At 51.8% G+C, this 13,962-nt stretch carries 15 protein-coding genes and 1 pseudogene; 14 read left to right on the top strand and 2 right to left on the bottom strand.

Translation table 11 applies throughout. The features are described 5' to 3' along the window. The 11 genes and pseudogenes from F8I07_RS02900 to F8I07_RS02850 all read left to right on the top strand — a co-directional run. Positions 1-318, top strand: a pseudogene (locus tag F8I07_RS02900) (cytochrome C); the annotation flags it as partial. Between the two features lie 31 nt (positions 319-349). Then, a complete protein-coding gene (locus F8I07_RS02895; protein ID WP_367264352.1) occupies positions 350-1,570 on the top strand; it encodes a nitrous oxide reductase family maturation protein NosD in 1,221 nt (406 codons plus the stop codon). After that, positions 1,567-2,355: a 4Fe-4S dicluster domain-containing protein gene (locus F8I07_RS02890; RefSeq protein ID WP_292655516.1), complete on the top strand. Its 789-nt coding sequence runs from the start codon at positions 1,567-1,569 to the stop codon at positions 2,353-2,355. Before F8I07_RS02895 ends, F8I07_RS02890 begins: the two co-directional genes overlap by 4 nt. A gap of 4 nt (positions 2,356-2,359) precedes the next feature. After that, a complete protein-coding gene (locus F8I07_RS02885) occupies positions 2,360-2,926 on the top strand; it encodes a hypothetical protein (protein WP_292655513.1) in 567 nt (188 codons plus the stop codon). Then, positions 2,923-3,447, top strand: a complete 525-nt coding sequence (locus tag F8I07_RS02880) for a c-type cytochrome (RefSeq protein ID WP_292655511.1) — start codon at positions 2,923-2,925, stop codon at positions 3,445-3,447. The genes F8I07_RS02885 and F8I07_RS02880 overlap by 4 nt, the downstream gene beginning before the upstream one ends. Positions 3,448-3,486: 39 nt before the next feature. After that, a complete protein-coding gene (locus F8I07_RS02875) occupies positions 3,487-4,398 on the top strand; it encodes a NapH/MauN family ferredoxin-type protein (protein WP_292655509.1) in 912 nt (303 codons plus the stop codon). After that, the gene (locus tag F8I07_RS02870; RefSeq protein WP_292655507.1) at positions 4,395-5,048 is read left to right on the top strand and encodes an ABC transporter ATP-binding protein; all 654 of its coding nucleotides are present in this window, start codon (positions 4,395-4,397) and stop codon (positions 5,046-5,048) included. Before F8I07_RS02875 ends, F8I07_RS02870 begins: the two co-directional genes overlap by 4 nt. Continuing rightward, the gene (locus tag F8I07_RS02865; protein ID WP_292655504.1) at positions 5,029-5,508 is read left to right on the top strand and encodes a nitrous oxide reductase accessory protein NosL; all 480 of its coding nucleotides are present in this window, start codon (positions 5,029-5,031) and stop codon (positions 5,506-5,508) included. The genes F8I07_RS02870 and F8I07_RS02865 overlap by 20 nt, the downstream gene beginning before the upstream one ends. Beyond that, positions 5,505-6,332 carry an ABC transporter permease subunit gene (locus tag F8I07_RS02860; RefSeq protein WP_292655500.1) on the top strand — a complete coding sequence of 276 codons (828 nt, stop codon included), beginning with the start codon at positions 5,505-5,507 and terminating at the stop codon, positions 6,330-6,332. The genes F8I07_RS02865 and F8I07_RS02860 overlap by 4 nt, the downstream gene beginning before the upstream one ends. 58 nt (positions 6,333-6,390) lie before the next feature. Then, the gene (locus tag F8I07_RS02855; RefSeq protein ID WP_292655497.1) at positions 6,391-6,918 is read left to right on the top strand and encodes a nitrous oxide reductase accessory protein NosL; all 528 of its coding nucleotides are present in this window, start codon (positions 6,391-6,393) and stop codon (positions 6,916-6,918) included. A gap of 220 nt (positions 6,919-7,138) precedes the next feature. After that, positions 7,139-7,660 carry a PAS domain-containing protein gene (locus F8I07_RS02850; protein ID WP_292655494.1) on the top strand — a complete coding sequence of 174 codons (522 nt, stop codon included), beginning with the start codon at positions 7,139-7,141 and terminating at the stop codon, positions 7,658-7,660. 23 nt (positions 7,661-7,683) lie between these two features. Here the strand turns inward: F8I07_RS02850 and F8I07_RS02845 are convergent, their stop codons facing one another. Both F8I07_RS02845 and F8I07_RS02840 read right to left on the bottom strand, forming a co-directional pair. Further along, positions 7,684-10,359 (bottom strand): transporter substrate-binding domain-containing protein, encoded by a 2,676-nt coding sequence (locus tag F8I07_RS02845; protein WP_292655492.1) that lies wholly within the window; start codon positions 10,357-10,359, stop codon positions 7,684-7,686. Between the two features lie 47 nt (positions 10,360-10,406). Beyond that, positions 10,407-12,110 (bottom strand): EAL domain-containing response regulator, encoded by a 1,704-nt coding sequence (locus F8I07_RS02840; RefSeq protein WP_292655490.1) that lies wholly within the window; start codon positions 12,108-12,110, stop codon positions 10,407-10,409. Positions 12,111-12,475: 365 nt separating this feature from the next. Between F8I07_RS02840 and F8I07_RS02835 the strand changes: the two genes are divergently transcribed. Genes F8I07_RS02835 through F8I07_RS02825 form a run of 3 tightly spaced genes read left to right on the top strand, consistent with a single transcriptional unit; the run spans position 12,476 to position 13,948 of the window. Next, a complete protein-coding gene (locus F8I07_RS02835) occupies positions 12,476-13,141 on the top strand; it encodes a response regulator transcription factor (protein WP_292655488.1) in 666 nt (221 codons plus the stop codon). Beyond that, positions 13,141-13,581: a TonB-system energizer ExbB gene (gene exbB / locus F8I07_RS02830; RefSeq protein WP_367264346.1), complete on the top strand. Its 441-nt coding sequence runs from the start codon at positions 13,141-13,143 to the stop codon at positions 13,579-13,581. Before F8I07_RS02835 ends, exbB begins: the two co-directional genes overlap by 1 nt. Beyond that, positions 13,571-13,948, top strand: coding sequence for a biopolymer transporter ExbD (locus F8I07_RS02825; RefSeq protein ID WP_292655485.1), 378 nt, complete (start codon positions 13,571-13,573; stop codon positions 13,946-13,948). Before exbB ends, F8I07_RS02825 begins: the two co-directional genes overlap by 11 nt. The last annotated feature ends 14 nt before the right edge of the window (positions 13,949-13,962 follow it).

Here is a 13,962-nt window from a genome sequence, read left to right as displayed (position 1 = left end):
CTGCTGATGGTCTATTATATGCTCTACAATGCTCGGATTCTTGACTGGCTGATGTTGATTCCGGTGGTTCTGCCGGCGATCTTCCTGGGCTTCTACGCCTATTGGCTCTACTGGTTCGGCCACCATATGCACCCGTGGGGGGCTTTCAAGATCAAACCCTTCATGCCGACGGTCTTTGGAGACGGGAAAGTGGCGCAGTTTACGACCCACTCCTATCCGACGACCGGCTTCTGGATTTTGCTGGCGATCAGCTTCTTTAGTCTGTTGGCGATTCTGGCCAAGAAAAAAGCGCGACGAGCGGCCACGCAGACGGCTTGATGGGAACCCTTCGATGTTCAAGGCGGCGATGATGATTTTTACGCTAACAGGCCTCTTGTCGGGGAATCTCCTGCAGAAGGCCATCGACCGGGCGAAAGCCGGCTCGAAACTGGAGCTTCCCGCCGGAGAGTATCACGGCAATATCATCATCGACAAACCACTGATCATCGAGGGCAAAAGCCAGGGGGCCAAAATCATCGGCGACGGCAACGGAACGGTCGTGACGATCCGCAGCGACTATGTGACTCTGCGGAACCTGACGATTTTGCACAGCGGACAGGAGCATGAACGTGTCGATGCCGCCGTCTCCGTCAAAAAGTCCAAATATGTCACAGTGGATCACTGCCGGATCGACGATTGCCTCTTCGGGATCGATATGGAACAGGTGAATGAATCGCAGATTACCCGCAACTGGATCCGTTCCAAACCTTTCTCTTTGGGATTGCGGGGGGATGCGATACGGCTCTGGTACAGCAACGACAATAACGTCAGTGCCAACCACATCACCCACTCTCGGGATATGGTAGTCTGGTACAGCCATGGCAACACCATCGCCGACAACTTTGGAGAATACAGCCGCTATTCGCTCCACTTCATGTACGCCGGACGTAACGAAGTACTGAACAATACCTACGAGCACAACTCGGTGGGGATCTTTTTTATGTATTCGAGGGACTCGATCGCGAAGGGGAACACGATCAAGAGCTCCATCGGGACTACCGGACTGGGGATCGGTCTCAAGGACTGCAGCAACTTCACCCTGCGTGACAATACGGTGATCTACTGTGCCCGGGGTCTCTATATCGACCGCAGTCCCTTTCAACCCGATCAGAACAATACGATCGCCAACAACCGGATCGTCTACAACTCCATCGGGATCAATTTTCACTCCTTGAGCATCAACAATTACATTCACGGAAATGTTTTCAAAGGGAATATCGAAAATGTCTACGATGACGATCAGGTGACGCTCCACTCTGTCAAGAACCGGTGGGACGGCAACTACTGGGACGACTACGAAGGATTTGACAAGGATGGAGACGGAATCGGAGACACCCCCTATCGGCTCTACTATTACGCCGACCGGATGTGGATGAGCAATCCCAATATCAAGTTTTTCTACGCCTCACCTGTGGTGTCGATTCTCAATTTCCTGGCGAAATTGGCCCCGCTGTCGCAGCCGATTATGCTGCTGGAGGATCCCCATCCTGTAATGTACGAAAAGGAACTGGAAAAGGGAGGTGCCCAATGAGTGCACAGACAAGCAAAAAACGACGCGAATTCATTCAGCAGATGACCGGGCTTGGGGTCCTGGGCCTGGCGGCAGCCGGCGGGATCTTCGGCGCGCCTTATCTCAAGGCGGAAGGGGCGAGACTGCGTCCCCCCGGTGCGGTGCCGGAGGAGGAGTTTCTGGGGCTCTGCATCAAATGCGGTCAGTGTCTTCAGGTCTGCCCCTATGACTCTATCAAGCTGGAGGATGTGGACGGACGTGCCAGTGTGGGAATGGCCTATATCGAACCCAGAGAGCGGGGGTGCTATCTCTGTGAAGCCTTCCCCTGTATCCTGGCCTGCCCCAGCGGGGCACTGGACCATGAGCACGATAGCATCGAATTCGTCCATATGGGGATCGCGGTGGTTCACGATCCCCAGGGGTGCCTGGCCAAAATCGGCAAACCGGTTCCCGATGGGGCGATCGATCGGATCTATGACCACACAAAGGTTCTGAGCCCGGAGGAACATCGCAATCATAAAGCGGTGATCCGTGCAGACGATCCGGAGAAGACGGTGCTGCAAAAAAAGCTGCTCCAGAAACTGGAAAAACACCGGGGCGAGCAGTCTTGTACCATTTGTGCCGACATGTGTCCCTATCCCGATCCCAGCAAAGCGATCGGTATGGTTGACGCCAAAGGAGGCGGTCTGCTGCCGGAGATTCGGGAGGCCTGCAACGGCTGCGGTGCCTGTGTGGAGCTCTGCCCTGCCGATGTAATCAAAGTGATTCCCCGCAAAAGCTATGCCGACCTTTATGGAAAAGGATAAAACGATGCGAAAAAAAATAGTGCTACCTATGAGCTGTGTCTGTCTCCTTCTGCTTGTCGGGTGTCAAGGGAAACAGGAGGAGAAATCAGAGGTTCAGCAGGCTTCACCGCCTCAAATAACTGTGACAGAAGGGGTTGTCAAGAAGGTCCGGGAGAAAGAACCTTCCAAAGAGAACAGCGGACAGTTTTACTACTCCTACAACCAACAAAAAAAGCAGGCACCGGTTGCCAAACAGAAGCACCGGACGACACTGGACGCCTATCTCAATATCCATTCGCCCTATGAACGGATTCAGATTACGCTGATGATCAAAAAACTGAGTAAAGACTTCATCGTTCGTTGTTCTCCCTGCCACGATGATTATGCCAATGGGGTAATTGGTCCATCGCTTTTGGGCAAGAGTGGTGACTTCATCTACGGTCGATTGATGGATTTCAAATCGGGTAAACGTAAGAATGTACTGATGAAAGAGCTGGTGAGCCAGATCGACGATGCGAAACTCAAGGCGATCGCCGATGAGATCGCCGCATTCAACAAACAAATCCAAAAACTGAGGGAGAGAAAAAAATGATTCGACATATCATCGCAGCCATTGCGACACTGCTGGCTATCTGGGCTATGGTTTTTATGTATCGTCTGGATCGGGAAGCGAATCGCTTCGGTGAGATACAAAAGCTTCTGGAACGGACCAAAATGGAGGTGAAAGTCGAAAAACACCCCAAAGTCTCTTCCTTGACCCCATCGGAAACGAATGCGGTGAAACCTCAAAGCAAAAAAGAGGATGAGGCGGCCAAGAAGCTCAAAGCGCTGCAAGAACGTGCCGGAAATCTTATGGCCTTTAAAGTCAGCCCCCTCTACAAGCAAAAATGTTCCTCCTGTCATGGTGTCAACGGAGAGGGGATTATCGGGCCAAAACTGATCGGGAAATCGAGTGATTTCATCCTCAAAGCTCTGGAGGATTTCAAGAGCGGCAAGCGAAAAAACTATGTGATGTACGGTCTTCTGTCCAAAATGGATGAAGGCCAGCTCAAAGCGTTGGCCGAAGAGATCGGTACCTTCCAGCAGAAGCTCGAAGCGTCGCAGAAACAGTGAAAGTAATGCCGGGGAACTGGCACTGAGGAAGGAGAAACCATGGATCGATACAACAGCAGTATTCGGGAGATTCTCAGGGCGTCGTTTTTCTCGACTTTTTATTATAAAACCCGGGAAGGGAAGATCCGGCCCACCTGGCGTTTCTGGCGCTGGCTGAGCGTCATTGTGATCAATATCGCCTTTTTCCTCTCCTATCACATCGATATCCAACTGCTGGAAGGGACGATGAACGGATCGAGGCTCTTGGGCTTTCACATGATCGATCTCTTTACCGCGCTGGAGACCTGGGCGGCGACCCATGTGATCCACACCAACATGATCATCGGGTCCGTTACGATTTTTGTCTTTTATCTGCTGGTGGGGGGCAAGACCTTCTGCGCCTGGGCCTGCCCCTACGGTGTGCTCAGTGAGATCGGCGAGTACTGGCATCAGCAGCTGGTCCGCAAAAAGATCATCAAGGAGCGGAAATGGGATCCGAGGATCCGTTTCGCCTTCTGGGCGGTCTTTCTGATCGTGACCTTCTTTGACGGGATTCTGGTTTTCGAGATCATCAATCCCATCGGGATCTTGAGCCGATTCATCGTCTACGGCTGGAGTCTGGCGATCGTCTGGGTCCTGGTGATCCTGGCTTTTGAGGTCTTCTACTCCCGTCGCATGTGGTGCAAATATATCTGTCCCGTGGGAACGACTTACAATCTGGTCGGATGGATCAGTGCGACGCGGGTGCAGTGGGATATGGAGAAATGCGACCACTGCGGTGCCTGTCTGGATGCCTGCTTCGAGAACCACGTCATCGAGTTCACCAAGCCCAAATATGACAAGGAACGCAAGGAAAAAGGGATCAGCAAACAGCTTGTCGTCAACGGCGACTGTACCCTCTGTGCCCGTTGCTTCGATGTCTGCCATACCGACGCCTACAACTACACCTTCCGATTGAAGGATCTGATTTGAGCCCCATCGTCGAGATCAGCAACGTCCGCAAGAAGTTTCTGGGCACTCCGGTCCTGGACGGCATCACACTGAAGATTGAAGCCGGGGACCGTATCGCGATGCTGGGTCCCAACGGGGCGGGAAAAACGACCCTGGTCCGTTCAATGCTGGGCTTCTACCATCTCGATGCCGGGACGATCCGAGTCCTGGGCAGGGATCCGGTTCGGGAGCGGGTCGAGGTTCTCAAGGCTATCGGTTTCATTCCCCAGCTGCCGCCTCCGGTCAAGCTGAGCATCGATGAGCTTCTCATGTATGTGGAGCGCAGCAGCGGCGTCGCCGCAGAGGCGGTGACGGCCCAGGCGGGCCGGATGGATCTGGATCTCAAGGCCCACGCCTCCAAACCCTTTTTCAAGCTCTCGGGGGGGATGAAACAGAAGCTCCTCATCGCCATCGCTCTGGCACGGCGGAGCCGGCTCTTCGTCTTTGACGAACCGACCGCCAGTCTCGATCCCAAGGCGCGGGAGCTCTTTTACCGGCTTCTGACGGAGCTCGATTACGACTATTCGGCGATCTATATCACCCACCGCCTCGAGGAGTTGGAGGGGCTGGTCAACCGCAAGGTCTATATGGAACTGGGAAAGGTGGTCGAGGATGAACCGATCACGGCGTGATTTCTGCCTCCTTGCTCTGGCGGTGTTACCGATCCTCGTCGGATGCAAAGAGCGGAAAAAGGGGATGTTTGAACCGGTTCACTGGGACCGGGATGTCTGCGAACGCTGCAAAATGGTCCTGAGCGAACGCAAATATGCCGCCGAAATCATCAACCCCGACACCGGCAAAGTCTACAAATTCGACGACATCGGCTGTGCGACCCTCTGGCTGGAGGAGGAGCATATCCCCTGGAAGGACCGGGCCAAAATCTGGGTGACCGATGCCAAAACCGGCGAGTGGCTCGATGCGAGGAAGGCCCTCTATACCGCTGACTCGATTACGCCGATGGCCTACGGGATCGCCGCCTTCAACGCAAAAACCTTCCCCAAAGGGCACAAGGTGCTGCACTTCGAAGATGCCGTTCGGGTGATCCGCAGAATCGAAGAGAAAAACAATCAACTGAGAGGTGTTCAACCGTGAAAAATCTGCTGCTGGTGGCCTATCTGGATATCCGGGAGTCCCTGCGATCGAAATGGTTCTATGTCTATGCGGTGGTCTTCGGGGGACTGATGGGGCTCTTTTTTATCAGCGGAATCACCGACTCGGTGGTGATGGGCTTTACCGGGCTGAGCCGTCTGCTGCTGGTCTTTATGCAGGTGACCATCATTATCCTGCCGATTTTCATCCTCATCACCACCGTCAAATCGATCTCTGCCGATCGGGAGAGCAATATTCTGGAGTATATGCTCTCTTTCCCTATCTCATTGCGGGATTACTACTGGGGGAAGTTCCTGGGACGCTTCGTCACAGTCTTTGTCCCGGTCATCGGCGCGCTGATCCTGGGGATCGGCTGGGGGGTGCTCAAAGGTGCGGCGATTCCCTGGGCAATGGTGTCACTCTATTCGGCCCTGATCTTCGCGCTCTGTATCGTCTTTCTGGGAATCGCCTTTTTCATCTCCACCACGGTCAAATCCCACGATATGGCGCTGGGGATCGCTTTTATGACCTGGATCGTGCTGCTGGCCTTTATCGATGTGGCGCTCATCGGACTGATGATGCAGAACCGGGTCTCTGACGGCGTGATCATCACGATCGCGATGCTCAATCCCATGGAGGCTTTCCGGATCGGGGCAATCGCCCTGTTTGATCCCGAACTGACAGTGATCGGGCCGGTGGCCTACTATCTGCTCGATTCGCTGGGGCATACCCTCTTGATGCTCTATGCGGTTTTCTACCCGATCGTTCTGGGAATGGTATTTGCCTTGCTGGGTTATACTCTGTTCAGAAGAAAGGATCTGCTGTGATCGGGCAAAGTCCTGGACGGAATATCAAAAATTGAAGATTGAAGATGGAGGATGGAAGATGAAAAGATTGACGTTTTTTATGCTGATCGGGCTTTTGCTGAGCGGTACCGCTGTGATGGCGGAAGAGGGGAACACTACGATACCTTTGGTCCAAACGGCCCCTGCCGCTTCGGGTTGGAGCAACGGCCTCGATCCCGTCTACGCAATTCCACTGGACAAATTACCGAAATTCACCGCAGAGATGGTGCTCAAAAACGGCAAAAAGATCCGATTCGCTTCGGTCAAAGCGATGCTCAATTTCTACTATCATCCGGAAAAGTATCCTCTGTACAAAGTGAGAAGCCGGAAAGCGGTCAAGACAATGTTTGTGCAGGACTATCTCAGCGGAGAGAAGATCCCGCTTCAGAAGGCCTGGTATGTCTTCGGCTCCCGTCTCATGGGACCGCACGGGGATGATCTGATCCCTCTCAGCAGCCGGACCCGGGCCGAGCTCTTTGTCAAGCGCTATGGCGGAACCAAAATCATGAGCTTCCAGGAAGTGGGTGACAAAGGATATGGATTGGTCCATTATCTCGATATGATGTAGGGGATGGATAGTGAAGGGTGAATAGTGAATGATTACGGTTTGCGTTGCATTGCAACGCTTCTTTTTAAAGGACAAAAAGTGCCGGAGGCGCATATAATGACCACTGCCCACTGCCGATCCGCGAAGCGGATCCCAATGCCGTCGCCCTCGGCGACAACACCTGCGACATGAAGGGCGAAGCCCCGTCTTGCGTCTTGCGACTAGAAAAAAGGAGGATCCCATGAAACGACCCGAACCCCGTAACGAAGAGATCGAACTCAAAAACAACGTCTATATCGAGAGCGATACCGATCCCAAAGGGATCATCACCTACGCCAACGACTACTTTGCCGAAATCTCCGGTTATACCCCCGAGGAGCTGGTGGGTCAGCCCCACAACATCGTCCGTCATCCCGACATGCCTCGGATTCTTTTCAAACTCCTCTGGGACCGGCTCAAAGAGGGGAAGAATTTTATCGCCGCCGTCAAAAACCTGGCCAAGGACGGCCGCTACTACTGGGTCTTTACCGATTTCGAAACGGTACGGGACGAGCAGGGGAACATCACCGGTTACAAGGCGATTCGCAAAAAGATCTCCCATCATGTCACCGAAGTCCTCGACCCTCTCTACAAGAAATTGACTGAAATCGAAAAAGAGGGAGGCATGGAGGCCTCGGAGAAGTATCTCAACCAATTCCTGGCAGAGCATGGTGAGGACATCACCGTGGACAATCTTTTGGAGAATATCCACCGGCTCTATTGACTTTTTTGATCGTGTCGCGTCGATTATCCCCTCTCCTCGTCGTTCTCCTTTTCCCTGATTTGTCGGGGAAGGTGGATGACGAACGATGCTCCGAAATAGAATTGTTCCTCCATATCGAGGGTAAAGTGCCGATTTTTGACAGAGATCCTTCCACCCATTCCTTGGAGGAGCTGATGGGTCATGTAGAGGCCCAGTCCCGTTCCCTGGGCTTGGTGTTTGGTTGTGAAGTAGGGATCGAAAATTCTAGGGAGGATCGTGTCGTCGATTCCCCCGCCGCTATCAGTAAAAGTGAGTTTTACTCCGTCCCCATTTTCCTCCGCTTCTAGGAGAATGATGCGTTCTGTTTCATTGTTTTTGAAAGCATCTTTGGCATTGCTGTAAAGGTTGAGTAGACATTGCACCAACTCATTGGGATATCCGATGAGCTCGGAACTTACCCGATTGTGTATGATCAGTCTGATCCCATGTTTTTCTATACTGCCGTGTACCAGCCGGGAAAATTCCGCGATAACTTCTTGGATCTGATAGGATTTGAGTACATGGGTACCTCGAATGAAATCACGGAAATCGTCAATTGTCTGTGAAAGAAAATTGACTTGGTGTTTAATCTCATCGCATTGTCGGGAAAACTCGTGGTCATCTAACTTGTTGTGGACTTTTTTTATCTTGATCCCTGTCGCGATAGCGGAGATGACGCTCAGAGGCTGGCGCCACTGATGGGCGATGTTTCCGATCATCTCTCCCATAGAAGCAAGTTTGGATTGCTGAGCGATAATGTGCTCTTGTTCCTTGAGACGGCTTATATCAACTACATTGACAAGGCGTAGAGATTTTTTTCGGATATTTCGACCGAAAATGAGTGTATGGATCGGGGTATTGTCTGCACGGAGGAGTATCACTTCATAAGGGGTATCATAGGTCTTTTCATAATGTTCCCGCACCGCCTCAAGCGACTCAGGAGCGACCCAGTCGAAAAATCTTTTTCCGATCATCTCTTCTCGATGATCATAGCCCAACAATTTGAGGATGCTTTGGTTGACATCGACTACTTTACCGTTTTTTAGAAGAATAACTCCTTCAATCGTAGCATCGAGCAGTTCACGGGCTTCTTGGGCCGATTTGCGAAGCTGGTAATACCAAAACCCGCCAAAAAGAAGGACGAACCCTCCGACCCCCATAAGGGCATAGACGATGCGGGGATCGATCCCCTGGGCCTTGCGAGAGATATGGATATTGGTCCATTTGTTGAAAATGGCTTTGCCTTTTTCGGGGGGAAAGGCCGCGAGTGCCTTGTCGAGGATCGAAGCGAGCAAAGGGAGGTCTTTGCGTACGGCGATCGAAAGATCGTAGCGCATTCGGGTATAGCCGGCAATGGCCAGATCGTTGAGTTGATAGCGGGAGATGAAATAGGCGGCCACGGGGAGTGTGGCGATCGTGTAATCGGCTTTCCCCTCCATGACCGCCTGGAACGATTCGAGGTAGTTGTCGGTTTCGAGGATTTTGATGCCTGGATAGAGGCGGCGCATTTTGGAGATCAGCCCCGAGCCTTTTTTGCGGGCGAAGACTTTGCCTTTGAGGTCATCGAGGTTCCGCACGAACGGGGCGTCTTTGCGGGTGATGATTGCCAGATCATAGCGGAGATAGGGGCGGGTAAAAAGGGCGTATCGCTCCCGTTTGGGGGTTTTGATCGCCGCCGGGAGGATCATGCATTTTTTGGCTTTCAGATACTGTTGCGACTGACTCCAGCTTCGGGTGGGCACGTGCCGGAAGCGGATATGGAGCTTCTCTTCTATCCAACGAAGGGTGTCGATGGCGATTCCGGCCATACGGCCTTTTTCATCGAGGAATTCGATGGGGGTCCAGTTGGGGTTGTTGCACATGGTGATGACGGGGTGGGAACGCAAAAACGCGATTTCGGACGCATTGAGATCCATCGTACGATAATCGACCCATTTGACCGATTCGCTGTTGAACCATTTGCTTCGAAGGAGGGTTGCTTCCCCGGAAGTGACCTGATCCATCGTTTTTTGGAGAATCGAATGCAAAATAGTCTGGTCACTCCGTACCGCCATGCGTATCGTCCGATCAAGGCGTTGGTCCTGGACAATCGTGGCATATCGGAGCATCACGCCGAGTTTTTGCATCAATGTTGATACGGCGTTGTAGTCTCCCACTACCGCGTCTGCTTTGCCGTTGACGACTGCATAGATCGCCTGGGTCAGATTTCGGCAGTGAATCAGTTTGCTTCGGGGATAGTATCGGCGGAGGAAGCTTCCGATGTAATACCCCTCCGGTACGGCTATCCGTTTACCTCGAAGATCAGAGAGATTGTGAATACCGGGGGTATTGGAAAAAATTGATTTGCTGGCTTCTGCATAGGGATCTGTAAAAAGCATCCAGGCTTCACGTTTGGGTGTCTTGCGAATGTTGAGTATCACGTCGAGCGTTCCGTGGCGCAACATCCCCAGATACTCTTTCCAGCTCTTTCCTGTTATATAGTGGACTTGTATGTGAAGTTTATGTGCCAGAAGATTGAAAAAATCGATCGAATAGCCCTGTGGTTTACCGTCCTGATTGAAATTATACGGTGGCCAGTCCCGTTCATTCTGAGCAGAAATAATCGGATGATTCTCTAACCACTGATTTTCAGATGCTGTGAGAAACGGTATCGGTTTAAATTCCTCGTTGGTTGAAGCCATAAGAGGAAGCAGTATGATACAAAACAACAAAAGAGTCTGGCGAATTTTTATGCCGGGCATCGGCCCTCTCCAAGTGCATGGGGAGGCAAAGGCTTGGAAAAATGGTACCCCTGAAAACTGTCGACGCCGATTGTTTTAAGTTTTTCAAAAACCTCCCGTGAGCAGACGAACTCTGCGACAGTGCGTATTCCGAGTGTGTGGCTGAACTGGTTGATGGCCTGTACAATGGTTTCGGCCTGAGGAGATTGATGGATGTTTTGGATCAGGGAGCCGTCGATTTTGATGTAATCGGGATGAAGCTTGCGCAGATAGATAAAGTTTGAGTAACCGCTTCCAAAATCATCGATAGCGACTTCGCATCCAAGTTCTTGCATTCGGTTCATAAAGGTGATCACCCGTTCATAATCGCGAATATTTTCACTTTCCAGGATCTCAAATGTCAGGAGCTTCTCCACACCGAACAGTTGTATGTTTTCTATTAGCCATCGGGTGAATTCTTCATCTTCAATATTTTCTATTGTCAGATTCACGGAGAGCGGACATGTTTTGGTGCGGGATATCTCAAAGACTTTGGAGAGAATAATCCGGCTCAATTCCGAATAGAGTTTCATCTTTTTGGCCACATCCAAAAATTCACCGGGTAGATGGATCTTGTCTCCTTCGACAATCCGGACCAGTGCTTCATATTTGAGGATATTTTCATCGGCATCGACGATCGGTTGTAAAAACATTTGAACCTGATCTTTTTCAATCGCCTGCCGAATTTTCTTAAACCAGTACATATCATGTTGGTACTCTTCATCGAAACTATACTCGGGAGAGTAGGTTAGAAGGTTTTTTTTGGTAATTTTGGCCCGGCGAAGAGCCATACTGGCCTTTTCGATCGGTTTTTCGGTTCCCGAAGCGATCCCGATAGAGAGGCCCAGGCGAAACCTCAGTGGATATTTTTGCAGGGAAATCTCTTTTTGTTTCACTTCTTGCAAAAGGTCTTGAGCAAGTTTCTCGCAAAGAGACATTTCGATACATTCAGTGTTGTATAGAGCAAAAATGTCTCCACCGATCCGATAGACCTGATAATGCCGTTTGACGGCAAAGGCAGTCAGGAACTCGGCAAAACTTTTCAGGATTTCATTGCCGACCTCTTCACCGTAGATCTCATTGTAAGTGCGGAAGGCATCTATATCGGTGAGAATGATTCCGGAGGAAGGGGCTCCTGTGAGAGCTTCTCTTAATGCTTTTCGGTTAGGAAGACCGGTGAGAGTATCCGTATTGAGCTGTTGAAGGAGTTGAGAAGTCTTTTCTTCGACTTTTTGTTCCAGATGCAGATTGGTAACTTGGAGCTTATTACGCAAGAGGCGGTTTTCGATGAGGGCAGAGGCTTTTTGGATCGCTTTGACAAGCGCTTCGATATCGATCGGTTTTAGAATGTAAGCGGTGGCATCAAGTTCTATCGTTTGACGAAGATAATTGCTTTCATCAAAAGCTGTCGTGTAGATGACGGGAATCTCACGGTCAAGAGTGCGAATTTTTCGGATCATCTCTATACCGCTCATTTCGGGCATTAAAATATCGGTGATGATTAGATCAATGGTTTGGGAGTCGGAGGAGAAAATCTCAAACCCTTCTTTGCCGTTGGAGGCTTCGATAATCTCTTTGACAAAGGGAGCGATGGCTTCTTTGACGCTGCGTCGGACGTCCCCTTCGTCTTCGACATATAAAATCCGCAAATTTTTCAAGGTTGCAAAATCCATCTCCTCCCTTTCTGCCCCACAACGCTCTCCTTCCTGGTATTGTACTGCATATAAGCTATCAATTCAAACATGAGAACAGTTTTTGACGACAGGATTATCATGAGGTCCAATTCAGGTCTAACTCTTTTCTTCTTCTCCGACCGAAAAACGAGAGGAGTGTTTGGGATACAGATAATGGAACCTGCAACTACAATGTTTTTACATGTGTGTCTGTTACCGTAAGGTTGAGGAGGAATTTGTCCAGTCATGACATTTGTTTAACATCTTTAACACTCTCCTAACACTTCTTCTCTACAATGGTTCAAACCCTGTTCGGTGAAGGACTGATATGGGATTTAAGACGGGAAAGATGAAAGGGTGGTGGAGTGTCCGCAACGATTCTCATTCTGGAGGATGACAGACTTTTCAATGAAACCCTTTGTGATTTTCTGGAAGAGCACGGCTACAGCGTCTGTGGGCTTCTGGATCCCAAAAACGCCCTGGAGGCCTGTTATCGCCGCCGTTTCGACCTCTACCTGCTCGATATCAATCTCCCTTTCGAAAACGGTTTGAATTTTTTGCGATCGCTGCGAGAAAGCGGGGACGAGACGCCGGCGGTTTTTCTCACCTCCCGGGAAGATCGGGAATCGCTCATCGAAGGGTTTGGCATCGGAGCGGACGACTATCTGCGCAAACCGGTGGATTTGGAGGAGCTGCACGCACGGATTCAGGCGACCCTGCGACGATCCCGGGGGCCGATGCGGTTCGAATTGGACGGTTATCTCGTCGACCGTTCCCGTTATCGGATCTATCGCGACAGAGCGCCGGTGCCCATCGAGCGCAAACCGTTCGAGCTTTTGATCCTTCTGCTCCAGGCCCGAGGGGAAACGGTCCGCACCGAAACCATCGCCTCGACCCTCTGGCCGGCGGCGCAGGAGGCGAGCTACGGGGCGATCCGGGTCTATGTGACCCGGCTCAAAAAGCTCTTCGGCGACCGGATAGAAAACGTCCGAGGGGTGGGGTATCGGTTGATTTTGGACGAGGAGGCGTGATGATGAATATCCATTGGCTCAAGGAGATCGTCGATTGGGGGATTCTGGGGCTGCTGGCGTTGATGGGCTTTCTGGCGTTGTGGGCCTATTTCGAGCGGCTGCTCTTTTTTCGGCAGGTCGATCTGCGCCGCTACCGGCACCGGGAGGAGCTGCAGATCGATCTGACCAAGCGGGTCGATCTGATCGCTTCGATCGCTTCGAGCGCTCCCTATGTGGGATTGCTGGGGACGGTGCTGGGGATTCTCATCACCTTTTATCTACTGGGGCAGACCCGGCAGATGGATGCGGGTTCGATCATGAGCTCATTGGCCCTGGCGCTCAAAGCCACGGCGATGGGGTTGGTAGTGGCGATTCCGTCGATGCTTTTTTACAACCATTTGACCCGTAGGATCGAAGTACTGCTTGGCCGCTGGGAGGTTCTGCAAAACGATGCAGCGTAAGAAGTTCGATTCGATCAACGTGGTGCCGATGATCGACATCATGCTGGTGCTGCTGGTGATCGTCCTGACCACCGCGACCTTCATCGCCAAAGGGATCATCCCCCTCCAGCTTCCCACCGGCAAAAGTGCCGAGCACTTCCCGCCCAAGCAGCCCATCCGACTCCTGGTCAGCGCCTCCGGGGAGATCTATCTCAACGACCGTCCCACCGATCTGGCGGGGGTCGCAGTCCGGCTCGAGACGATGGATCCCAAAAGCCCCGTGTTCCTCTCCTGCGATAAAGCCGCCCGTTACGAGCACTTCGTCGCGGTGCTCGAGCGCCTCAAAGCGCTGGGCTTTTCCAAGATCAACATAGTGACGCGGAAATGACCGGGCGGGTCGCG

Origin of the sequence: Nitratifractor sp., assembly GCF_015487065.1 — a bacterium.
GTDB lineage: Bacteria > Campylobacterota > Campylobacteria > Campylobacterales > Sulfurovaceae > Nitratifractor.
This window is presented reverse-complemented; position numbering and strand designations above follow the sequence as displayed.